Source organism: Bradyrhizobium sp. SZCCHNR1051 (genome assembly GCF_032489615.1).
In the GTDB taxonomy this organism is placed as follows: domain Bacteria; phylum Pseudomonadota; class Alphaproteobacteria; order Rhizobiales; family Xanthobacteraceae; genus Bradyrhizobium.
In genome coordinates this window covers 69992-92908 of the sequence record NZ_JAUEYJ010000023.1, presented here as the reverse complement: position 1 = coordinate 92908, position 22917 = coordinate 69992, and the positions used below count along the sequence as shown (strand labels likewise).

Sequence of the window (22917 nt, the reverse complement as noted above, 5' to 3'; positions counted from 1 at the left end):
GGCTACTCCGCCGGCTGCAACACGGCTTTCGGCTTCGGCGGCGCGATCCAGAACGCGATCGGGCGTTCGAACAGGAAGCGGGCGCCGACGCGGAGCGCGAGGCGCCAGATCAGGAGCGCGCCGAGCACGCCGGCGATCGTGACCAGCAGCGAGATCGTTCCGATGTCCCCGATCACCCCGGTCTTCAGCAGGACTGTGCGTGTGGCTGCCATGGGCAGGAAGAAGGCGAGGTAGATCACGATCGAATGCTCGCCACAGAAGCGCAGCGCATTGAGGAGTTGCGCGCGCGCCAGCAGCGTGCCGGCGATGATGATGGCGACGGCGCCGGCATAGCCAAGCATGAGGGAGACAGCCGGCCATTCGCTGACACCGAGGTTCACCAGCGACTGGTTGATGACAGCCCAGGCGAGCAGGCCGACGATGGCGAGCATCGGCTGCGCCCGCGCGCGGTCCGACAGCGCGAAGATGGTGGTCGCGAACAGATAGCCGGAATAGATGTAGACGAAGCGGGCGCAGAATTCGTCGATCACGGTCCAGCCAGTGACGATATGCGACATTTCCAGGCCGGCCGCGATGCCCCAGATCACCGGCGCCGGCAGCTTTCGTGTCAGTTTGATGACGATGAAGAAGATCGGCAGCAGATAGATGAACCACAGCGTGCCGAACGGCTCGATGAAGGATTCGAGATACAGATAGCCGGCATGTTGCCAGCCGGAGGCCGCGGCGAAGCCGGGCGCCTTGAAGCCGAACTGGATGGTCACCCACAGCACATAGAAATAGGCGAAATGCACGACCTTGCGGTCGATATAGGTGCGCCAATCCCGGTCGATCACCAGCGGCAGGAACAGGCCGGAAATCAGGAAGAAGTCGGGCATCCGGAACGGCTTGGCGAATGCGACGACGGCGTGCATGAAGCCGGTCTCGCCGGCGGCCAGCTCGACGCCGAGCACCGAGTGCATCATCACGACCATGATGATGCAGATACCCTTGGCGTAGTCGACCCAGTCGATGCGCGCCTCGGTTCCGGCCGATTTCGGCGTACCATTTGCGGTCATGCTGTCCCTCTTTGGCGCGGAGCTGTCGCATTGTCGGGCAGAGCCGTTAATACTCCTCCTTGTCATCCAAACGTCATGCCGTTTTCTAAATTCCCCTTGAACCGCAAATGGTTTAAGACGCGAAAGTATTAACCTTGAAGGATGGGTTTCGATGCGAATTGCGATGATCGGCACGGGCTATGTGGGGCTGGTGTCCGGTGCCTGCTTCGCCGATTTCGGCCACCAGGTGACCTGCGTGGACAAGGACGAGAGCAAGATCGCCGCGCTGCATCGCGGAGAAATCCCGATCTTCGAGCCCGGCCTGGATGCGCTGGTCGCGGCCAACGTAAAGGCCAAGCGGCTCGATTTCACCACGGACCTCAAGCAGCCGGTCGCGGAGGCCGATGCCGTGTTCATCGCGGTTGGTACGCCGTCGCGGCGCGGCGACGGTCACGCCGACCTCACCTACGTCTATGCCGCAGCGCGCGAGATCGCAGCCTCCCTCACCGGCTTCACCGTGGTCGTGACGAAGTCGACGGTGCCGGTCGGCACCGGCGACGAGGTCGAGCGCATCATCCGCGAGACCAATCCGGCGGCCGATGTCGTCGTTGCCTCCAACCCGGAATTCCTGCGCGAAGGTGCCGCGATCCGCGATTTCAAATGGCCGGATCGCATCGTCGTCGGCACCGCGGACGAGCGCGGCCGCAAGGTGCTCGGCGACATCTATCGTCCGCTGTCGTTGAACCAGGCGCCGATGATGTACACCGAGCGCCGCACCGCCGAGCTGATCAAGTACGCCGCCAACGCGTTCCTCGCCACCAAGATCACCTTCATCAACGAGGTCGCCGATCTCGCCGAGAAGGTCGGCGCCGACGTGCAGGAGGTGGCGCGCGGCATCGGTCTCGACAACCGCATCGGCTCCAAGTTCCTGCATGCCGGTCCGGGCTTCGGCGGCTCGTGCTTCCCGAAGGATACGCGCGCGCTGATCAAGATCGCGCAGGACTACGACACGCAGCTGCGCATCGTCGAATCGGTGCTGGCCGTCAACGACAACCGCAAGCGCGCGATGGCGCGCAAGGTCGCGCATGCGGTCGGCGGCAATCTGCGCGGCAAGACGGTGGCGGTGCTGGGCCTCACCTTCAAGCCGGAGACCGACGACATGCGCGAGGCGCCGTCGATCCCGCTGGTGACCGGGCTGCTCGACATGGGCGCCAAGGTGCGCGCGCATGATCCGGTCGGCATCGAGCAGGCCAAGAAGGAGCTGCCGGAGATCGCCTATTTCGACGATCCCTATGAGTGCGCGACGGGCGCCGATGCGATCGTGCTGGTGACCGAATGGGTGCAGTACCGCGCCATGGATCTCGATCGCCTCAAGGAGGTGATGGCCCATCCGGTCGTCGTCGACCTGCGCAACGTCTACCGCCCCGACGAGATGGCCGCTCACGGCTTCGTCTACGAGAGCGTCGGTAGGCCGTCGGTGAAGGGCGCGTGACATGACGTTGTCATACCCCGCGTAGGCGGGGTATCCAGTAGCCTCGATCTTCGTCATCCGCGAGATCTGCGTCTACTGGATTGTCCGCCTTCGCGGGCAATGACGGGTTCAACGATTGCCCCTTCGCTTCGACACACCGCTGCCCATCGACGCCGTGCTGGACGACCTGTCCGGCACGCTCGAACGCAGCAACACCGCCGTTCTGGTGGCGCCGCCCGGCGCCGGCAAGACCACGCGGGTGCCGCTGGCCTTGCGTGATGCGCCGTGGGTCGGAACTAAGAAGATCATCGTGCTGGAGCCCCGCCGGATCGCGGCCCGCGCCAGCGCCGAGCGGATGGCGAAGTCGCTCGGCGAGCGCGTAGGCGACACCGTCGGCTACCGCGTGCGCTTCGGCTCGAAGATCTCGCGCGCGACCCGCATCGAGGTCGTCACCGAGGGCATCTTCACGCGGCAGATCCTGGATGATCCCGAGCTGACCGGCGTCGCCGCCGTGCTGTTCGACGAATTCCACGAGCGCTCGCTCGATGCCGATCTCGGCCTGGCGTTGGCGCGTGATGCGCAGCAGGGGCTGCGCGAGGATCTCCGCATCCTCGTGATGTCGGCGACGCTCGACGGCGCCCGCGTCGCTACCCTGCTCGGCAATGCACCGGTGGTCGAGAGCGAGGGCCGCGCCTATCCGGTCGAGACCCGCTATGTCGGCCGCAAGCCGGATGCGCCCGTCGAGCGCCAGATGGCCGAAACCATCGCCAGCGCGCTGCGCGCCGATGCCGGCTCCGTGCTCGCCTTCCTGCCGGGCGCCGCCGAAATCCGGCGCACCCAGACCATGCTCGCCGAGCGCGTCCACGATGCCAGCGTTGAGATCGTGCCGCTGTTCGGTGCGCTCGATGCCGCGGTCCAGGACCGCGCCATCTCGCCCGCCCCAAAAGGGCAGCGCAAGGTGGTGCTGGCGACCTCGATTGCCGAGACTTCGCTGACCATCGAGGGCGTCCGCATCGTGGTCGATTCCGGGCTCGCCCGGGTGCCGCGCTACGAGCCGGACATCGGCCTGACACGGCTGGAGACGGTGCGGGCTTCGCGCGCCGCTGTCGATCAGCGCCGCGGCCGCGCCGGCCGCACCGAGCCTGGCGTCTGCTACCGGTTATGGGACGAGCCGCAGACGGCCTCGCTGGCGGCCTATACGCAGCCGGAAATTCTCAGCGCCGACCTGTCCTCGCTGGTGCTCGATCTGGCGCAATGGGGTGTCAATGACCCCTCCACGCTGAGCTTCCTCGATCCGCCGCCGCAACCGGCCTGGAAGGAGGCGCGTGATCTGCTGCGCGAGCTCGGCGCGCTCGACGAAGAAGGCCGCCTCACCGACGAGGGCCGCCGCCTGCGGGCGCTGGCGCTGCCGCCGCGGCTCGCCCGCATGATCGTCGACGCCGCTGATTATGGCGCCGCCGCGCAGGCCGCCGACATCGCCGCCATCCTGACCGAGCGCGGGCTCGGCGGCGACAGCGTTGATCTCGAGGTCAGGCTCGATCAGTTCCGTCGCGACCGCTCGCAACGGGCGCAGAGTGCGCGTGACATGGCACGGCGCTGGGCGCAGCAGGTCGAGGCGGCTTCCTCCCCGCAAGTGCAAGGGCAGCTCAGCACCGGCTTGATGCTCGCCTTCGCCTTTCCCGACCGGATCGCGCGCAACCGCGGCAATGCCAGCTTCGTGCTCGCCAATGGCCGTGGCGCCGCCGTCGAGCCGACCTCGTCGCTGGCGCGCGTACCCTATATCGCGGTCGGTGAGCTGACGGGAACGGCGGCCAGCGGCCGCATCCTGCTGGCGGCGCCGCTGGCGATCGAGGATATCGAGCGGCATTTTGCTGCGCATATCGAAGCGAGAGACGAGGTCAGCTTCGATCAAGACGCGATGGCGTTGCGGGCGCGCCGCCGGCGCAAGCTGCATGCGATCACCATGGCCGATGCGCCGGTCGCGCTGACGCCGTCGGAGGAGACCGCGCGCATCTTCGCCGACGGCATCTGCGCCGCGGGCCTTGACAGGCTGCCGTGGTCGAAGGCCGCCCTGCAATGGCGCGATCGCGTTACCTTCCTGCGCAAGGCGGAAGGCGACAGTTGGCCGGACCTGTCGGATGCGGGGCTTGCCGAGCGGCGCGAGGACTGGCTGGTGCCGCTGCTGGCCGACAAGACCTCGCTCAAGGAGGTCTCGCCCGGCGACGTCTCGGATGCCGTCATGGCACTGCTCCCCTGGGATCTGCGGGCCCGGCTCGACCGGGAGGCGCCGACGCATTTCGAGGCGCCGACCGGCACCATGCTGGCGATCGACTACGAGGCCGAGCAGGGGCCCACCATCGCGGTGCGGCTGCAGGAGCTGTTCGGCCTGAACGTCCATCCCTCGATCGCGCGCGGCGCGGTGCCCCTGGTGCTGGAGCTGCTGTCGCCGGCGCAGCGGCCGGTACAGGTGACGCGCGATCTGCCCGGCTTCTGGCGCGGCTCCTATGCCGCGGTCCGCACCGACCTGCGCGGTCGTTATCCGCGCCATCCCTGGCCTGATGATCCGGCCCATGCCGAGCCGACCCGGCGGGCCAAGCCGCGGGGGACGTAGCTCATGCAAATTGTACCGCCGCTGTCGTTGTCGTTAACGCTTCACTCATCGTTTTCGCCAAAATGGCGGCGGCAGCCGGTCGCTCGCAGTCGCCCGTCAGCGGCTTTGATGGTCAAATCGGTTGCGGGGTAAAGTCGGGCGTTTGCGTCATGCGTAACATAATGATCTTCGCGGCCGTTCTCGTCGGTCTCGGCACCTTCATGGCGCAACTGGCCGATCGCCTGACCCCCGCGTCGGCATCCGCGACGCCGTCCGCGCGGGTCGCCACGGCGGAACCGTCTGCTGCGGGCCAGCGCAGCCTGAGCATTCCGACCGACCGCCGCGGTCACTTCCGCGCCGACGGCCGCATCGACGGCCAGCGCATCAGCTTCATGGTCGATACCGGCGCCTCGATGGTCGCGCTGAACGAGAGCTCGGCCGCCCGTTTCGGCCTGCGTCCGGCGCGCGGCGACTACACCGCCACCGTGACCACGGCCAACGGCACCGTGAAGGCCGCCCGGGCCAAGCTTGCGATGGTCGAGCTCGGCGAGCTCACCGTGCGTGACGTCGATGCCCTGGTGCTGCCCGATACGGCGCTGTCGGAGAATCTGCTTGGCCTGTCGTTCCTGTCCAAGCTGAAGCGTTTCGCCTACGCCAACGGCCAGATGGTGCTGGAGCAGTAGGCTGCACCGAAGCGGAATGTTGTTTCGCGCGTCACCGGCCCCCATATACCGGCAGGCAGGCCGATCCCGAGTCGCAGTCATTGAATAGTTCGTCGGGTGGCCTGCTCGAGCGGTCCTGCCCGATTGTTGCCTGCATTCCTCTGCCTTCTGACACTGTTGTCTGACGTCGTGCTAAGCATGAACGCCTTCTTCCATTGATGTGATATTGCCGAGGCCGTCTCCTGATGTTTCCGAAACCCAAGCCCGTCCTGGTTCCCAATACCTACGCCTTCGAATCCGAGCCGATGGTGAAGCCGACGGGCTTCCGCGAATATGACGCGCGCTGGCTGTTCAACAAGGAGATCAATCTGATGGGGGTGCAGGCGCTCGGCATGGGGCTGGGCGCGCTGATCGCCGAACGCGGCGTGAAGCAGGAGATCGTGACCGGGCACGATTTCCGCGGCTACTCCGCCTCGATCAAATACGCCCTGATTTCGGGCCTGATGGCCGCCGGCTGCAAGGTGCATGACGTCGGCCTCGCGGTGACGCCGATGGCCTATTTCGCGCAGTTCGATCTCGACGTGCCCTGCGTCGCCATGGTGACCGCCTCGCACAATGACAACGGCTGGACCGGCGTGAAGATGGGCGCCAACCGTCCGCTCACCTTCGGGCCCGAGGAGATGACCCGGCTGAAGGAGATCGTGCTCAACGCCGAGTTCAAGAACGGCGGTGGCGGCTCCTACCAATTTCACGAGAACTATCCGGCGCGCTACATCGCCGACCTCACCAGCCGTCCCAAGCTCAAGCGCAGGCTCAAGGTGGTCGCGGCCTGTGGCAATGGCACCGCGGGCGCGTTCGCGCCGCAGGTGCTGGAGGCGATCGGCTGCGAGGTGATCCCGCTCGACACCGAGCTCGATCACACCTTCCCGAAATACAATCCCAATCCCGAAGACATGGAGATGCTGCACGCCATCCGCGATGCCGTGCTCGCGCACGAGGCCGATGTCGGTCTCGGATTTGATGGCGACGGCGACCGCTGCGGCGTGGTCGACAACACCGGCGAGGAGATTTTTGCCGACAAGGTCGGCGTGATGCTGGCGCGCGACATGTCGGCGATCCACAAGAATGCGCAGTTCGTCGTCGACGTGAAATCAACCGGGCTGTTCATGACCGATCCGGTGCTGCAGGCCCAGGGCGCGAAGACCGTCTATTGGAAGACCGGCCATTCCTACATGAAGCGCCGCACCAACGAGCTCGGCGCGCTCGCCGGTTTCGAGAAATCCGGCCACTTCTTCTTCAACAAGCCATTCGGTCGCGGCTATGACGATGGTCTGGTCTCGGCGATCGCGATCTGCGAGATGCTCGATCGCGCGCCCGGAAAATCGATGGCCGACCTGAAGGACGCGCTGCCGAAGACCTGGTCGTCGCCGACGATGTCGCCGCATTGTGGCGACGAGGTCAAATACGGCGTCGCCGACGCCGTCGTGAAGCATTTCCAGGCGCTGCAGCAGCAGGGCGGCAAGGTCGCGGGCCAGCCGATCCGCGATCTCGTCACCGTCAATGGCGTGCGCGTCACGGTCGAGGACGGCAGCTGGGGTCTGGTGCGAGCGTCATCCAATAAGCCCGAGCTCGTGGTGGTAGTCGAAAGCCCGGTGTCCGAGCGGCGCATGCACGACATGTTCGAGGCGGTCAACGAGGTGCTGCGGACGCATCCCGAAGTCGGCGCCTACAACCAGACGATCTGAGGCCGCGTTGATGATGTCGCGCTGGGGCCGATGCTCGCGCTGATCCCATCCTATTCGATGGGATCAAGCAGCCCTCAGGGAGCTCAGGAACTGATCGACCTCGGATTTGAGCCGGGTGGATTGCGAGGATAGTCCGTTCGCCGACTCCAGCAGCCGGGACGCGGCGCTGCCGGTCTCGTCGGAGGCACGGGTCACGCTGCCCATGCTTTGGCTGACAAGCCGCGTGCCTTCGGCCGCCTGCTGCACGTTGCCGGAAATTTCTCCGGTGGCGAGGCCCTGCTGCTCGACCGCGGTGGCGATCTCCTTGGAGATTTCGTCGATCTCGGCAATCGTTCCCCCGATCGCCTGGATGGCGCTGACGGCGTCACCCGTGGCGCTCTGGATGCTCTGCACCTGGCTGGAAATTTCCTCGGTGGCCTTCGCGGTCTGGTTGGCGAGCGCCTTGACCTCGCTTGCCACGACGGCGAAGCCCTTGCCGTGCTCGCCAGCGCGCGCCGCCTCGATGGTGGCATTCAGCGCCAGCAGGTTGGTCTGGCTGGCGATCGTCTGGATCAGCGTCACCACCTCGCCGATCTTCTGGGTGCCGGCAGCCAAGCTCTCGACCACCGTGTTGGTACGGCGAGCTTCGTCCGCCGCTTTCGCGGCGATCTCCGCCGAGCGCGTCACCTGCTGCGAGATGTTGTTGATCGACGCAGTCAGCTCTTCCGTTGCTGCAGCGACCGTCTCGACATTGGTCGACGCCTGCTGCGAGGCGCCGGCCGCGGCCGACGTCTGGCGCGAGGACTCGGCGCTGCTCCGGCTCATCGACGAGGACAGGCTCTGCATCTCGTTTGCGGCGACGGCCACCGCCTCGACGATGCCGCCGATCTTGCGCTCGAAGCCCTCTGCCAGCTCGCGCCGGGCAAGATCGGTCTGCTGCTTGACGCGTTGCTCGGCCTCGAACCGCTCGGCGTTGGCGCGCGCCTCGGCAGCGATCGCCGATTCGGCTTCCGCGGTCTTGCGCGCGCTGGTTTCGAACAACTGCGTCAGCTTGAGCGCGAGGGCGATGAGAACGCCGGCCTCGATCAGCAGGATGACCGCATGCAGCACAACGCGGCCGAAATCAGCGCCGCCCGGGTAGATCGCTGCAGGAAAGACGAAGTTCAGGACCAGATGGTGAAGCGCGACGGCGACGGTGCCGGCCAGGATCGGCCGGTAGTCGCAATATGCGACCAGACAGGCCAGCGCCGCGAAGAAATACATGTGCATGTCGATCTGCCAGGCATGTCCGGACATCTGGTAGACGAGCACGGATACGCCGCCCATGACGGCGACTGCGACGGTGAGCTGGGTCGACAAAGTGTCGCCAGCGCTGCGCCAGGAAAGGGTTGCCACCACTGCCATGACGACCATGAGCATGGTCGGCATCAACCAGTCGCCGCGCGACAGCCCGATGATGAGGGAGAGCGGAACGTGAACCCAGAGCACCGCCAGCAGAAGCTTGCTGGTCGTGTGCCGGAGGGTTGCCAGATCGCTGGTCTCGACGGTCATTTCCTATTCCCCCAAAGAGATCATTTTGCAAAGCAGGCGGAGACCGCCTGCGGATCGATGATGAGCCAGGCGCCAGCCTCGCGCAGCCGCGCCAAGCCGTCGTGTTCGCCGGGACGGACGACCAGCAGCGATGAAACGGTCGTCGTGCGCACGAGAGCGGCGTCAGCCGAGGCCGCAGCGAGCATCGCCTGTTGCGCGCTCCACCAAGGTGGGAAAGCGACGGCCACGATTTCGCTCCCCATGCGCACCTGGAGTGACAGCGCAGCAACCGCGACAAAGCTCGCGATCAGGAGCGCCGTGGCATTGAGCCAGGCGCGCGAAGGCTGAGGTATGGTTGCACCGGACGTCATCGCATCCAAGAATAGAGGGATGGGAATAACTTCAGGTAAACGTTCGTTAGGGATGACGACCGAGGTTCGGGACGCTAGCGCTGCAACGTCGAAGCTGCCCGGAATGCTCGGCTCAGACCGGCGGCACCGGCAGCGCCGTCACCGACTTGATCTTCTCCATGGCGAAGCGCGAGGTGACGTTCTTGAGGGGCACCGCGCTGATCAGCTTCTTGTAGAAGACATCGTAGCTCTGCATGTCCGCAACGACGACGCGCAGCATGTAGTCGACGTCGCCGGCCATCCGGTAGAACTCCATCACCTCCGGCATCGAGCTGACCGCCTCGGCGAATTTGCGCAGCCAGGCCTCAGAATGGTCGGCGCTCTCCACCGACACGAACACGGAGATGCCGAGCCCGATCTTGTTCTGATCGACCAGGGCCACCCGGCGCAGGATCACGCCATCGGCCTCCAGCCGCTGGATGCGCTTCCAGCACGGTGTCGACGACAGTCCGACCCGGTCGCCGATCTCGGCGACGGACAGCGAAGCGTCCTCCTGCAGGACCATCAGAATCTTGCGGTCGATGGCATCGAGCCGGCGATTGGCCTCGGAGCTTTGGGCGGCGACATCGGTCATGGAGAAACTTGTTCCATATGAAGGCTATAAAACCCTCATATAGAGAAAATCGTTCCAAGGCAAGGATCGGCCGTTCAGCCCGTTGCGGCCGGGTCTGGCCGCTTTCGCGGAGGGGTAGGCCGGTCTCCTGTTACCGCTCGTCGTTCTCCTTCAGCCAGCGGCCGACCAGATGATGAGCAATGGCGAACGGATGCGGTCCCGCCAAGCCATCCGGATGCTGCCGCACCAGCATCTGCCGGGCCTCGTCGCGGCTGAACCAGCGCACGTCCTCGAGCTCGTTACGGTCGATGACGATGTCTTCGTTGAGCGCCCGGGCGCTGCAGCCGATCATCAGCGACGACGGGTAGGGCCAGGGCTGGGTCATGTAATAAGTCACGTCGGTGCAGCGAATGCCGGATTCTTCGAACACCTCGCGCCGGACGGCGTCCTCGATCGTCTCGGCCGCCTCGACGAAGCCGGCGAGGCAGGAATACATGCCGGCCGGAAACTGCTTCTGCCGCCCGAGCAGGCACTTGTCGCCGGAAGCGACCAGCGAGATCACGACCGGATCGGTGCGCGGGAAATGCTCGGTCTTACAGCTCGGGCATTCGCGCTTCCAGCCGCCCTCGCGCATCGCGGTCTTGGCGCCGCAATTGGCGCAGAAGCCGTGACGCTGATGCCAGGACACCAGGGATTTCGCCATCGCGATCGTCGCCAGCTGGTCGACCGGGGTCGCACCCTGCATCGCCATCCCGCGCAGCTCGGCGACCGACACATCGTCGCGCCCGGCGAGCTTTTCGACGGCGGCCGGCGAGATGCCCATGCCGAACACGGCCGCGCCGTCCTGCAGCCCGAGGAAGATCGTTCCCGGATTGGCACCGAACTTCAGCGCCTCGTCGATCGACAGCAGCGCGCGCAGCTGGTCGCCGTCGCGCTTTAGCACCAGCGAATCGCGGTGCACGACATAGGCGCGCGTCGAGGGATTGCTCTCGAAGGCGATCAGCTTGTCATCATGGAAGCGCAGATGGGCGGCGCGATCGATTGGATGGCTGACGAAGGCCGGCTTGCCGAGCGGAAACAAGTCGAATGGCGACATCTCTTACCCTAACCAGATCTTGCGCCTGACAGCGCTGATGAACTGCTGCACCTCCTGCGCATCGTGAGGCACAGGCGGCGCGGTGCCCCACACCGGTCGCGGCCAGGCCACGTCACTTGTGCGTCGCGCGATGATGTGGACGTGCAACTGCGGCACCATGTTGCCGAGCGCGGCGACGTTGAGTTTGTCGCATTTGGTGATCTCCTTGAGCGCGCGCGACACCCGCGTGATCTCGGTCATCAGCTGCGCCTGCGCAACCTCGTCGAGATCGATGATCTCGACCGCGCCCTCGCGGCGCGGCACCACCAGCAGCCAAGGATAGTTCGCGTCCTTGATCACCAGCACGCGGGACAGCGGCAGGTCGCCAATGTCGATCGTATCCTTCGCAAGTTGCGGATGCAGCGACCAGGCTGATTCGGGCATGCGGCGGTTCCTGGCGGACGGTCTGGCGGGGAATTCGACGGCACCTAAAGCCTTTCCGAGCTGCGGCACAAGCCCGCGGGGCGGTGGGCCGCCCCGGCGAAGCTCGCGCTTGCTTTCCGGACCGTTTGGCCCCAAATAGGCAGCGGGAGATTGGCGGTGGACGAGCCACTCGCCAACCGGGTCAGGTCCGGAAGGAAGCAGCCCTAACGAGGTCCGGATCGGGTCGCTCGTCAGTCTCCTACCTGTTTTCTCGAGCGAATCGCGCAAAGATGGCGGGGACCCCGCGCAGGGCGGGCGCTCGACCGCGCTCCGGCTGATTGCGTCGACGACCCGCGATCGATGCCGGCCTGGAATACTCACTTGCGGATCGCTCGATGACCGACGCTGGCGCCCCACCTGTTCCGCCTGACAGCGCCGACGCTCCCGCCAAGCCCTACCGGGTGCTGGCGCGCAAATACCGCCCCGCCAGCTTCGCAGATCTGATCGGCCAGGAGGCCGTGGTGCGCACGGTCTCGAACGCGTTCGAGACCGGCCGGATTCCGCAGGCCTGGATTCTGACCGGCGTCCGCGGCGTCGGCAAGACGACCACCGCCCGCATTCTCGCCCGCGCATTGAATTACGAGCTGCCGGACGGCTCGGTGAAGGGGCCGACCATCCACATGCCGGTGCTCGGCACCCATTGCCAGGCGATCATGGAAAGCCGGCACATGGACATCCTCGAGATGGACGCGGCGTCCCATACCGGCGTCGACGACGTCCGCCAGATCAATGACAGCGTCCGCTATGCGCCGGCCAGCGCGCGCTACAAGGTCTACATCATCGACGAAGTCCACATGCTGTCGACGGCGGCGTTCAACGCCTTCCTGAAGACGCTGGAGGAGCCGCCGGAGCACGCCAAGTTCGTGTTCGCCACCACCGAGATCCGCAAGGTGCCGGTGACGGTGCTGTCGCGCTGTCAGCGCTTCGATCTGCGCCGGGTCGAGGCCGAGGTGCTGATGAAGCATCTCCAGGGCATCGCGACCAAGGAAGGCGTGACGATCGAGCCCGAGGCGCTCGGCATCATCGCGCGCGCCGCCGAAGGCTCGGTGCGCGATTCGTTGTCGCTGCTCGATCAGGCGATCGCGCACAGCGCCGGCGAGGTCCGCGCCGACGATGTCCGGCAGATGCTCGGCCTCGCCGATCGCACCCGCGTGATCGACCTGTTCCACCATCTCGCCAGCGGCGACATTGCCGCCGCCTTCAAGGAATTCCGCGAGCAATATGACGTCGGCGCCGACCCCGTGGTCGTGCTGTCGGATCTGGCCGAGTTCGTGAACTTCGTCACCCGGGTGAAGGTCGTGCCGGCCACGGCCGACAACGTCGCCTTCAGCGAGACCGAGCGGCTGCGCGCGCGCGACTTCGCCACCAAGCTGTCGATGCGGGTGCTGTCGCGGATGTGGCAGATGCTGCTCAAGGGCATCGCCGAGACACAAGGCGCGACGCGCCCGGCTGCAGCGGCGGAAATGGTGCTGGTGCGCATCGCCTACGCGGCCGATCTGCCGACACCCGACGAAGCCATTCGCATGATCGAGCAGAGCGGTGGTGGCTCGCCGATCGTCACGAACGGCGGCGGGGCGCGCCCTGCGCCGGCATCCGGCATGAGCGCGGGGGCGCCGCCTGTGATGACGTCGGCGCCGATGCAGGCGCCGCGCGCGCAAGGCCCGACGCTCGCCGCGGTCGGCGGTTCGATGCGCCCGCAGGCGATGTCATCGCAGCCGTCGCCGGCATCACAGGACCAGCCCGCACTGCGCATAGGGAGCTTTCAGGAACTCGTCGCGCTGGCCGGCAAGAATCGTGACCTGATCACCAAGAGCGCGCTCGAGATGGATGTGCGGCTGGTCCGCTTCGAAGAGGGACGACTGGAGATCGCGCTGGAACGGACGGCGCAGCGCTCGCTTGTCTCGGACCTCGGGCGCAAGCTGGAAGACTGGACCGGCCGGCGCTGGACGGTGATCGTTTCCAACGAGCCGGGCCAGGCGACCTTGCGCGAGCAGAATCTGCGCGCCAAGAGCGAGCGCGAGGCGGCGGCGGAGGCCGATCCGCGCGTGCAGGAGATCCTGGCGCGGTTCCCGGGCACCAAGGTGGTCGAAGTGCGCCGGCTCGCCCCCGAGCCGCCCGAATCGGACGCCAGTGCTGTCGAGCCGCCCGACGAGTCCGACGATGATGATTTCTAGAGCATGATCCGGAAAAGTGGAAACCGGTTTTCCTCGCGACAAACGCCAAAGGCGTTTGCGCGGAGATCATGCTCAACAAGATGACTGATGATGAGGTGCTCCGATGGCTGACTTTCTCGGCATGATGAAACAGGCGGCGCAGCTGCAGACGAAGATGCAGGAGATGCAGGAGGAACTCGGCAACGTCGAGGTCGAGGGCATCTCGGGCGGCGGTCTGGTTGCCGTGCGCATGACCGCCAAAATGGACGTGAAGAGCATCAAGATCGATCCGTCGCTGCTCAAGCCGGAGGAGGCCGAGATCCTGGAGGACCTGCTGGTCACCGCGCATGGCGATGCGCGCCGCAAGGCTGAAGCCGCGATGCAGGAGAAGATGCAGGCCATCACCGGCAAGCTCGGCCTGCCGCCAGGCTTCGGTTTTGGTTAGTTGACCTGATGACATTTGTGAACTGATGGCCGTCGCCGGTCCCGAGATCGAACGCCTGATCCAATTGCTTGCGCGCCTGCCCGGCCTCGGTCCGCGCTCGGCGCGGCGCGCCGCCCTGCATCTGATCAAGAAGCGCGAGGCGCTGATGGTGCCGCTTGCCTCGGCGCTGCAGGTCGCGATCGATCGCATCCAGGTCTGCAAGACCTGCGGCAACATCGATACGCAAAGCCCGTGCACCGTGTGCACCGATCCGCGTCGCGATCCGGCGATGATCGTCGTCGTCGCCGACGTCGCCGACCTCTGGGCGCTGGAGCGCGCCAAGGCCTCCAACGGCCGCTATCACGTACTCGGCGGCACGCTGTCGCCGCTCGACGGCGTGGGCCCGCAGGATCTCACCATCGATGCGCTGGTGCAGCGCGCGCATGCGCCCGAGGTGTCCGAGATCATCCTCGCTTTGAATGCGACGGTCGACGGCCAGACCACCGCGCACTACATCACCGACCTCCTGCAGGAGGCGAACGTCAAGGTCACGCGGCTGGCACATGGCGTGCCGGTCGGCGGCGAGCTCGACTATCTCGACGAAGGCACGCTCTCGGCCGCGATGCGGCAGCGGACCTTGTTCTAAGCACAGACGGAAGTGGAATGATGACGAAACGCGGATTCGGCAAACGGCTGGCTTTGGGCGCGATTCTGGCGGCGCTCTCGGCGCCGTCAGTGCTGGCGCAGCAAAGCGAGGCGGCGCAGAAGGCGGGCAAGCCGCTCAATGCCGGTGACGTGCTGTCGGGCGAGCTGAACGCGCTGAAGCTCAAAGGCGCCAAGCCGGGCCAGCCGTCCGCCGCCTATCAGATCACGAGCGAGCCGCGCCGCCTGCCGCCGCCGAGCGGGCTGTGCAATCTGGAGACCGGCCCGGAGACGTTCCAGCTCGTTACCGCGAACACGGCGCAGGCGTCGCAGCTCAAGGGTCTGCTCGGCAAGCAGATCGCGGTCAAGGTCGACGAGATCGCCTGCGCCCAGGATGCGGGACAGATGAGCGAGGCGGTCGTGACCAAGTGGAGCTTAGTGAAGCGGTGAGACCTGATTGGGCCGTCCACGCGAGCGCGGCGTCCTGACTTTCCGCTGTCAGCGCCCGGCTCGACCGGGCGATCCAGTACCCCGCGGCTGCTCGGTCGATGGCTGACGTCTCTGGAATACTGGGTCACCCGTCGGAGCCTGTCATCGGGCTCGTCGAAGACGACACCCGGTGGTGGGTGACGACGGTCGAATGTGAGGCGGCAGCTACACCTTCACTGGCCCCAACTGGTCGAAATGTCCGCGCCGCTGCAGCCAGGCGAGCAGCACGAGGCTCGGGATCGCGACCAGCACGCAGATCACGAAGAACAGCGGCCAGCCGGTCGCCTTCGCCACGTAGCCGGCGCCTGACGACAAATAGGTGCGCCCGACCGCGGCGAGCGCGGTCAGCAGTGCATATTGGGTGGCGGTGTGCAGCGGGTTCTGACACAGCGCGGAGAGATAGGCGACGAAGATCACGGTGCCGACCGCGCTGGTGAAGTTTTCCGCCGAGATCGCCAGCGCCAGTGCCCATTGATTGACTCCGACGATCGCAAGCCAGGAGAACGAGAGGTTTGCCAGCGCCTGCACCATGCCGCCGATCCAGAGACTCGTCGCGAGCGAATAGCGTCGCGCGACGAAGCCGCCGGCAAAGCCGCCGGCGAGCGTCGCGGCGAGGCCCACGCCTTTCACAATCGCGGCGTAGTCGACCTTGCTGAAGCCGAGATCGATCACGAACGGCGCGGTCATCGTGCCGGAGAAGGCGTCGGTGAACTTGAACAGCACGACGAAGGCGAGCGCCGTGAGCGCATCACGTCGGCCGAGGAACTCGACGAAGGCTCCGGCAGCCGCATGCATCACGCGGGTGAGCGCGGTGTCCGCACCCATCGCGGCCTCCGCCTGCTGCGACTGGGCCGGCTCGGTCGCCGCGAGGGCCGTGATCGTGCCGATCAGCACCAGTACGGCCATCGCAACATAGCCCCACATCCAGGACGACGGACGCGTCAGCCCCGAGTTCTCGAATGCACTGACCGCCACCAGTGCGCCGGCGGTCGAGACCAGCATGCCGATGCGATAGGCGGCGACATACGCCGCCATGCCCGCGGCCTGCTCGCTCTCCGGCAGGCTCTCGACGCGGAAGGCATCGACCACGATGTCCTGGGTCGCCGACATCGCGGCGACCAGCAGCGCGGCCAGCGCCACCATGAACGGCGCATGTGCCGGATCGGTGAGCGCCAGCAGCAGGATGGCGCCGATCAAGAGCAGCTGTGCGAACACCAGCCAGCCGCGCCGCCGTCCAAACGCGCGCGTGAGCAGCGGCACGTGCAGCGCGTCCACCAGCGGCGCCCAAAGGAATTTCAGCGTGTAAGGCGTTCCGACGAGGGCGAACAGCCCGATCGTGCCGAGATCGACGCCGAGCTCACGCATCCAGATCTGAAGCGTCGAGCCGGACAACGCCAGCGGCAGTCCCGACGAGAAGCCGAGGAACAGCACCACGAGCACGCGCGGCTGCAAGTAGACGGCCATGCTCTCGCGCCAGGTGGGGGCGGGTTTGGCAGCGCCGGGCTTTGGAGCGGCAGCAGGGATCTCGGAAGCGGCGTCAGGTGCGGTCATGGGCGGGTGGTAGCAGATTTGAACGGCCTTCGCGACGCCACCATCACTCCCCCACCTGCACGCGTCCCGCCAGCGGAAACAGATCCGGCGTCGTGCCGGTAACCGGCGCGATGCGTGGTGAGTCCACCGGCGAATCCTGCTTGCTGAAATCGAGCTCCTCGATGCGGGCGGCGCGCTTCTCGATCTTGTCGGCGGAAATGAGGATCTGGCGGATGTCCTCGCCGACATCGCCGAAATGCTTCTGCAGTTTGAGCACGCGCTCGCGCAGGCGGCCGAGATCGTCGCCGAGATGGATCACCTCGTTGCGGATCTGGTCGGCGGCGTCGCGGATGCGCGCATCCTTCATGATCTGCTGCATGACCTGGATCGCGAGCATCAGCAGCGATGGCGACACCAGCACGACGCGCGCTCGATAGGCTTTCTGGATCACGTCGTCGAAGCCGTCATGGATCTCGGCATAGACCGATTCCGACGGCACGAACATCAGCGCCGTGTCCTGCGTCTCGCCGACCACGAGGTACTTCTCGGCAATGTCATTGACGTGGCGGAGCACGTCGGTGCGCAGCCGCTGCGCCGCGGCGCGCTTCTCCTCCTCGGTCACGGCGTCGTGCAGCGCGGTCACGGCTTCCAGCGGAAACTTGGCGTCGATGCACAGCGGTCGCGAATCGGGCAGGAACACGACGCAGTCGGGCCGCTTGCCGCTGGCGAGCGTGTGCTGAAACGCGTAGCTGCCCTTCGGAAGCCCGTCCTGGACGATCGCCTCCATGCGCGCCTGGCCGAAGGCGCCGCGCGACTGTTTGTTGGCGAGGACGTCGCGCAAGGTCGTCACTTGCGTCGTCAGCTCGCTGAGATCACGGTGGGCGTTGTCGATGATGCCGAGGCGCTCGTGCAGCACGCGCAGACTATCCATTGTGTGGCGCGTACTCTGCTCCATCGACTGTCCGACGCGGTGGGTGACCGCATCGAGCCGTTCGTTCACGCTGCGGGCCAGGTCCACCTGACGGCCGGCGAGCAACTGGGCCATCGCGTCGACCCGTCCGGAGGCCTCGCTCTGGACGCGGATCATCTCGCCGAACCGTTGTTCGAGCTCGTCAGCCCGCATCGCCTGCTGGGCGGCGAGCTCCGCGCCGCGCCGTCCGGAGCGGGCCACGGCGGCCACGATGATCACGAGCAGTAGCAGCACCAGTACGCCGAATCCGATCAGCGCATCGCTCGCCCTGATGGGCAGGTCGCCGATGATGACGACGACAGGATTGAGGGATTGGCTGACGGTCATCACCCCCGTCTATCCGATTCGCGCAAGCTCGCGAACGAAGAGAGAACAATTATGGTTAAGGGCACGTTAAGAATCATGGTTAACGAAACGTTGAAATTCATGGTTAGTGAAGTCTTAACCGCGAGCCATCACATTGACCCCGCCGGTTCCGCGGCTTAAATCGCGCGCCATGTCCCTAAGAGAAATCATCATCCTGCCGGACCGGCAGTTGCGGCTGGTGTCCAAGCCGGTCGAGAAGGTCACGCTGGAGATCCGGCAGCTGGTCGACGACATGTTCCAGACCATGTATGACGCGCCGGGCATCGGGCTCGCAGCGATCCAGGTCGCGCAGCCGCTGCGCGTCATCACCATGGATCTGGCCAAGCCCGACGCGAACGGGGAAGGCAAGCGCGAGCCGCGCGTCTTCATCAATCCGGAGATCGTCGCCAAGTCGGACGAGCTGTCGGTCTACGAGGAAGGCTGCCTGTCGATCCCCGAATATTACGAGGAGGTCGAGCGGCCAGCGCGCGTGCGCGTGCGGTTCATCGATCTCGACGGGGTGGTCCGCGAGGAGGATGCCGAGGGGCTCTACGCCACCTGCATCCAGCATGAGATCGATCATCTCAACGGCGTGCTGTTCATCGACTATCTGTCGAAGCTGAAGCGCGACCGCGTGATGAAGAAGTTCACCAAGGCCGCCAAGCGCGCCAGCGAGTAACGATCAACTCTCTCCTCCGTCATGCCCGGGCTTGACCCGGGCATCCACGTCTCGCCGCGCGTTACAGGCAGCTCGACGTGGATGGCCGGGACAAGCCCGGCCATGACGCGGAGGATTCGGCAATGCAGGATCTTCCACCAGATGCCGCTTCGCCTGATCTTCATGGGCACGCCGGATTTCGCCGTGCCGACCCTGCTCGAACTCGCCGGCCACGGCCACGAGATCGCGGCGGTCTATACGCGCGCGCCGAAACCCGGCGGCCGCCGCGGCCTCGCGCTGCAGCCGACGCCGGTCGAGACCGAGGCGCGCCGGCTCGGCATTGCCGTGTTCACGCCGAAGACGCTGAAGACCGAGGAGGCCTTGGCCGAGTTTCAGGCTCATCAGGCCGATGCGGCCGTGGTCGTCGCCTACGGCATGATCCTTCCCCAAGCCATTCTCGATGCGCCCAAGCTCGGCTGCTACAATCTCCACGCTTCCCTGCTGCCGCGCTGGCGCGGTGCCGCGCCTATCAACCGCGCGATCATGGCGGGTGATGCCGAGTCCGGCGTCATGGTGATGAAGATGGATGTCGGGCTCGACACCGGCGATGTCGCGATGGCCGAGCGCCTTGCGATCACCGATGCGATGACGGCGTCCGATCTGCACGACCGCCTGTCGCGGATCGGCGCCGATCTCATGGTGCGCGCGATGGCGGCGCTAGAGCGCGGCGGGCTGACGCTGACGAAGCAGGCAGAGGAAGGCGTCACCTGCGCCGCCAAGATCGAGAAGGCCGAGGCGCGGATCGACTGGACGAAGCCGGCCCACGCGGTGCTGCGGCACATCCACGGCCTGTCGCCATTTCCTGGCGCCTGGAGTGAGTTCACGCTTGATGGCGAAGCGGTCCGCTTGAAGATCCTGCGCTGCGCGCTTGCCGACGGCGGGGGCGAGCCGGGCGCCGTTCTTGACGAGCAGCTCACCATCGCCTGCGCCGACGGCGCCATCCGCGTCACCGAGCTACAGCGCGCCGGCAAGGGTCCCATGAAGGCCGCGGATTTCCTGCGCGGCACCCGTATCGCGCCGGGCCTGCGTTTCGGCTGACCACCTCATCTCGTCATGCGCGGGCTTGACCCGCGCATCCATCTCAAGAACAAGCTTCGTCCAGGGATGGATTGCCGGGTCGAGCCCGGCAATGACGGCAAAACTCGATCGGGTCAGATGCCCCGCTACAAGCTCACCATCGAATATGACGGCGCGCCGTACTGCGGCTGGCAACTGCAGGCGACCTTGCCGTCGGTGCAGGGCGCGCTCGAAGCGGCGGTGCAGGCGACCTGTGGCGTGCCGACCCGGGTGCATGGCTCGGGGCGCACCGATGCCGGCGTCCACGCCACCGGTCAGGTCGCGCATTGCGACGTTGAGAAAGAATTCCGGCCCGACAAATTGCGCGACGCGCTCAACGCGCATCTGCGGCCCAACCCGATCGCGGTGCTCGACGCCGAGATCGTTCCCGACACCTTCGAAGCACGCTTCTCCGCCCGCAGGCGGCACTATCGCTATCGCATCGTCAACCGCCGCTCCAATCTCGCGCTCGAGGTCGGCCGCGTCTGGCGCGTGCCGCAGCGGCTCGACTCGGACGCGATGCACGCGGCGGCCCAGCGGCTGATCGGCAAGCATGATTTCACGACTTTCCGCGACACGGAATGTCAGGCAAAATCGCCGGAGAAGACGCTCGATCAGCTCGACGTCGTCAGGGACGGCGATGCCATCACCATCCTCACCTCCGCACGCTCCTATCTGCACAGCCAGGTGCGCTCGATGGTTGGCTCGCTGGTGTGGGTCGGGCAGGGCCGCTGGAGCGCCGATGATCTCGCCGCCGCGCTCGCCGCGCGCAATCGCGCCGCCTGTGGCGTCGTCGCCCCGCCGGAAGGCCTCTATCTCGTGAAGGTCGACTATTGAGATCGTTCTGCAGTGGAACCCGCAAATCGCTATTAGCTGCCAATGATTATCCTAATGAGTAGTCGTTTCGGGAGTAAGGGACAGGATTCATTAACTCCAAATTGAAGCCCTCGCTGCTATCCGGACCTCAGGCTGCTGTCCAGCGAGGTCGATCGTGCGCATTCGTCAAGTCTTCCTGCTCTCTTTGCTGCTCGGGGCCGTCATCGGCCTGCTCGCAACCATGTTGTTCGCCTGGCAGCAGCTGACCTCGCTGCAGGCCGCGAGGACGGCAGGCCGTGATACGCAGCTGCTGGCCGCCATGCTGCGGCTGCCTGAAAAGCTGAACCTCGAGCGCGCTATGGTCAATCCGCGGCTGGCATCGCCGAATCCGGCGACGGCCGATGAGCTGGCCGCGCTGCAGAAGATACTTCAAGGCTCTGACGACGCCTTCGCCAAGGCGCGCAGCCTGGCGCTGCTGAGTGAAGACACCGCCGCGCTGGACTCGATCCAACAGAAATTGCGTGCGACGCGCGGGGCCGCTCTCGATGCCGTCGCGCAGGCCAAGGCGGCGCGATCCGAAGCAATCGTCCGTGATTACGTGCCGCAGATGTTCACGATCCAGGAAACGACCGGCAGCCATGTCGACGTGATCGTGCGCCGGATCAATGCGGCCAATCCCGCGGTAGGCCAGGCGGCGCGTCTCGCGGTGATCGGCTGGGATTTGCGCGACTGGGCCGGTCGCGCCACGACGACGTTCGTTCGCATGATCGCGACCAAGCAGCCGATGGCGGGTGAACCGGCCGAGGCGCTCGCGACGTTCAAGGGACGCATCGAGCGCATCTGGACGACGGCCAAGCTCGCTGCCGCAGAGATCAACCAGAAGCCGATCTTCGCGGCCCTGACCGAGGTCGAGAATGGCTATTGGGCCCGCGGTGGCGAGTTCTATTCGTCGCAGGTGGTGCCGAACCGGGGCAAGGTGCTCGAGCTCGATCCCGACCAGTTCCTGCGGTCCGTATTCCCGATCCTCGATACGATCCTGCCGCTGCGGGATGCAGCCCTCGCCGAGGCGCTGAGCCAGAGCGAGGTCGCGATTGCCGAGTCGCAGACCCGTTTTGCCCTGGCGCTGGTCCTGTTGCTGGTCAACGTCGCGGCCGCCGCACTGGGGACGGTCTGGTTCAATGCCCGCGTGATCAAGCCGCTGTCGAATCTGACCGAGATGATCCGTCGGATCGCCGGTGGCGAGCGCAGCGTCGAGATCGGATATGGCGATCGGACCGACGAGATCGGCACGCTCGCCAACGCCATCGGTGTTCTGCAGGAGAAATCGGCGGAGGCCGACCGGCTGTCGCTGCAGGGCGCCGATGCCGAGGCCCGGCGCGACGCCCGTCGGCAGAAGATCGAGGCGCTCACGCGCCGCTTCGGCGAGGTCATCGACACGCTGTGTGGCCGGCTGAGCGATGCCGCGAGCGGCCTGAAGCAATCGGCCGAGACGCTCGACGGCTCGGCCAGCACCACCGCGTCCCGTGCCACCGCCGTGGCCGAAGCGGCGGCGCAGGCGACCTCTGGCGTCAATACGGTGGCGGCTGCCTCCGAGGAGCTGGACGCGTCGATGAAGGAGATCACCCGGCAGATCGCGGAAGCCGCGTCGGAATCCTCCAACGCGACCAGCCAGGCGCTCGACACCACCGACAAGGTGCGCACGCTCGCCGGCAGCGCCACGCGCATCGGCGACGTCGTGCAGCTGATCCGCGCCATCGCCTCGCAGACCAATCTGCTCGCGCTCAATGCCACGATCGAATCGGCGCGCGCCGGCGAGGCCGGCAAGGGTTTTGCCGTCGTTGCATCCGAGGTGAAGAGTCTCGCATCCCAGACCAGCAAGGCCACCGAGGAGATCGAAAGCCAGATCGCCGCGATCCAGAACGAGACCGGCAGCACGGTGGCCGCGATCGAGAAGATCGCCGCCGTCGTCAACACCATCAGCGGCGTCACCGGTGCGGTGGCGAGCGCGGTGGCCGAGCAGAGCGCCACGACCCGGGAGATCGCCCGCAGTGTGCAGCAGACCGCGAGCGGCACCAACGACGTCTCGTCGTCGATCGCGCTGGTCAGCGCGGCCGCCGCGGACACCCGCGGATCGGCGCGCTCGCTGCTCGACTCCGCGGCGAGCCTTGCCGGCCAGGCCACCGACCTGCGTCGCGAGGTCGATCAGTTCCTGGCGGAGGTGAAGGCCGCCTGATCAGGATCA

General features: G+C 66.2%; 20 protein-coding genes and 1 other RNA gene. 13 read left to right on the top strand and 8 right to left on the bottom strand.

Annotated elements, in window-relative coordinates:
- Nucleotides 1-2: 2 nt before the first annotated feature.
- A complete protein-coding gene (locus QW868_RS26190) occupies nt 3-1055 on the bottom strand; it encodes an acyltransferase family protein (RefSeq protein ID WP_316231877.1) in 1053 nt (350 codons plus the stop codon).
- A 151-nt stretch (nt 1056-1206) separates the two neighbouring features.
- Here QW868_RS26190 and QW868_RS26185 point away from each other — a divergent pair, with 151 nt between their 5' ends.
- From QW868_RS26185 to QW868_RS26170, 4 genes are all read left to right on the top strand, one after another.
- Nucleotides 1207-2526 (top strand): UDP-glucose/GDP-mannose dehydrogenase family protein, encoded by a 1320-nt coding sequence (locus QW868_RS26185; protein WP_315773616.1) that lies wholly within the window; start codon nt 1207-1209, stop codon nt 2524-2526.
- Between the two features lie 115 nt (nt 2527-2641).
- The gene (hrpB, locus tag QW868_RS26180; RefSeq protein ID WP_316231876.1) at nt 2642-5116 is read left to right on the top strand and encodes an ATP-dependent helicase HrpB; all 2475 of its coding nucleotides are present in this window, start codon (nt 2642-2644) and stop codon (nt 5114-5116) included.
- A gap of 161 nt (nt 5117-5277) precedes the next feature.
- Complete coding sequence (locus tag QW868_RS26175; RefSeq protein WP_315753978.1) at nt 5278-5778, top strand: TIGR02281 family clan AA aspartic protease; 501 nt, start codon at nt 5278-5280, stop codon at nt 5776-5778.
- 224 nt (nt 5779-6002) lie between these two features.
- A complete protein-coding gene (locus QW868_RS26170) occupies nt 6003-7502 on the top strand; it encodes a phosphomannomutase/phosphoglucomutase (RefSeq protein WP_315812548.1) in 1500 nt (499 codons plus the stop codon).
- A gap of 63 nt (nt 7503-7565) precedes the next feature.
- Here QW868_RS26170 and QW868_RS26165 read toward each other — a convergent pair whose 3' ends face one another.
- The 5 genes from QW868_RS26165 to QW868_RS26145 all read right to left on the bottom strand — a co-directional run bounded on the left by QW868_RS26165 (nt 7566) and on the right by QW868_RS26145 (nt 11493).
- Nucleotides 7566-9032, bottom strand: coding sequence for a methyl-accepting chemotaxis protein (locus tag QW868_RS26165; RefSeq protein WP_315753813.1), 1467 nt, complete (start codon nt 9030-9032; stop codon nt 7566-7568).
- A gap of 20 nt (nt 9033-9052) precedes the next feature.
- The gene (locus tag QW868_RS26160) at nt 9053-9382 is read right to left on the bottom strand and encodes a hypothetical protein (protein ID WP_315775612.1); all 330 of its coding nucleotides are present in this window, start codon (nt 9380-9382) and stop codon (nt 9053-9055) included.
- 112 nt (nt 9383-9494) lie between these two features.
- Nucleotides 9495-9995 (bottom strand): Lrp/AsnC family transcriptional regulator, encoded by a 501-nt coding sequence (locus QW868_RS26155; RefSeq protein ID WP_315773624.1) that lies wholly within the window; start codon nt 9993-9995, stop codon nt 9495-9497.
- A 130-nt stretch (nt 9996-10125) separates the two neighbouring features.
- On the bottom strand, nt 10126-11070 hold the full coding sequence (gene nudC, locus QW868_RS26150) for an NAD(+) diphosphatase (protein ID WP_315773626.1): 945 nt from the start codon (nt 11068-11070) through the stop codon (nt 10126-10128).
- A 3-nt stretch (nt 11071-11073) separates the two neighbouring features.
- On the bottom strand, nt 11074-11493 hold the full coding sequence (locus QW868_RS26145; RefSeq protein ID WP_315773628.1) for an HIT family protein: 420 nt from the start codon (nt 11491-11493) through the stop codon (nt 11074-11076).
- A 145-nt stretch (nt 11494-11638) separates the two neighbouring features.
- Here QW868_RS26145 and ffs point away from each other — a divergent pair.
- From ffs to QW868_RS26120, 5 genes are all read left to right on the top strand, one after another.
- Nucleotides 11639-11735, top strand: an RNA gene (ffs, locus tag QW868_RS26140) — signal recognition particle sRNA small type.
- 132 nt (nt 11736-11867) lie between these two features.
- Complete coding sequence (locus tag QW868_RS26135; protein WP_315783914.1) at nt 11868-13706, top strand: DNA polymerase III subunit gamma/tau; 1839 nt, start codon at nt 11868-11870, stop codon at nt 13704-13706.
- 103 nt (nt 13707-13809) lie between these two features.
- Nucleotides 13810-14130 (top strand): YbaB/EbfC family nucleoid-associated protein, encoded by a 321-nt coding sequence (locus QW868_RS26130; RefSeq protein WP_315715348.1) that lies wholly within the window; start codon nt 13810-13812, stop codon nt 14128-14130.
- Nucleotides 14131-14155: 25 nt separating this feature from the next.
- Nucleotides 14156-14755: a recombination mediator RecR gene (recR, locus tag QW868_RS26125; RefSeq protein ID WP_008964175.1), complete on the top strand. Its 600-nt coding sequence runs from the start codon at nt 14156-14158 to the stop codon at nt 14753-14755.
- A 20-nt stretch (nt 14756-14775) separates the two neighbouring features.
- Nucleotides 14776-15201: a hypothetical protein gene (locus QW868_RS26120; RefSeq protein WP_315773633.1), complete on the top strand. Its 426-nt coding sequence runs from the start codon at nt 14776-14778 to the stop codon at nt 15199-15201.
- 204 nt (nt 15202-15405) lie between these two features.
- On the opposite strand, the gene QW868_RS26115 is transcribed toward QW868_RS26120, so the two are convergent.
- Nucleotides 15406-16791 carry an AmpG family muropeptide MFS transporter gene (locus QW868_RS26115; RefSeq protein WP_316231875.1) on the bottom strand — a complete coding sequence of 462 codons (1386 nt, stop codon included), beginning with the start codon at nt 16789-16791 and terminating at the stop codon, nt 15406-15408.
- A 43-nt stretch (nt 16792-16834) separates the two neighbouring features.
- On the bottom strand, nt 16835-18067 hold the full coding sequence (locus QW868_RS26110) for a DNA recombination protein RmuC (RefSeq protein ID WP_316231874.1): 1233 nt from the start codon (nt 18065-18067) through the stop codon (nt 16835-16837).
- A gap of 169 nt (nt 18068-18236) precedes the next feature.
- Here QW868_RS26110 and def point away from each other — a divergent pair, with 169 nt between their 5' ends.
- From def to QW868_RS26090, 4 genes are all read left to right on the top strand, one after another.
- The gene (def, locus tag QW868_RS26105) at nt 18237-18764 is read left to right on the top strand and encodes a peptide deformylase (protein ID WP_315783908.1); all 528 of its coding nucleotides are present in this window, start codon (nt 18237-18239) and stop codon (nt 18762-18764) included.
- A 141-nt stretch (nt 18765-18905) separates the two neighbouring features.
- Nucleotides 18906-19841 (top strand): methionyl-tRNA formyltransferase, encoded by a 936-nt coding sequence (gene fmt / locus QW868_RS26100; protein ID WP_316231873.1) that lies wholly within the window; start codon nt 18906-18908, stop codon nt 19839-19841.
- Between the two features lie 117 nt (nt 19842-19958).
- On the top strand, nt 19959-20696 hold the full coding sequence (truA, locus tag QW868_RS26095) for a tRNA pseudouridine(38-40) synthase TruA (protein ID WP_315734935.1): 738 nt from the start codon (nt 19959-19961) through the stop codon (nt 20694-20696).
- Between the two features lie 154 nt (nt 20697-20850).
- Nucleotides 20851-22908 (top strand): HAMP domain-containing methyl-accepting chemotaxis protein, encoded by a 2058-nt coding sequence (locus QW868_RS26090; protein ID WP_316163408.1) that lies wholly within the window; start codon nt 20851-20853, stop codon nt 22906-22908.
- Nucleotides 22909-22917 lie beyond the last annotated feature (9 nt).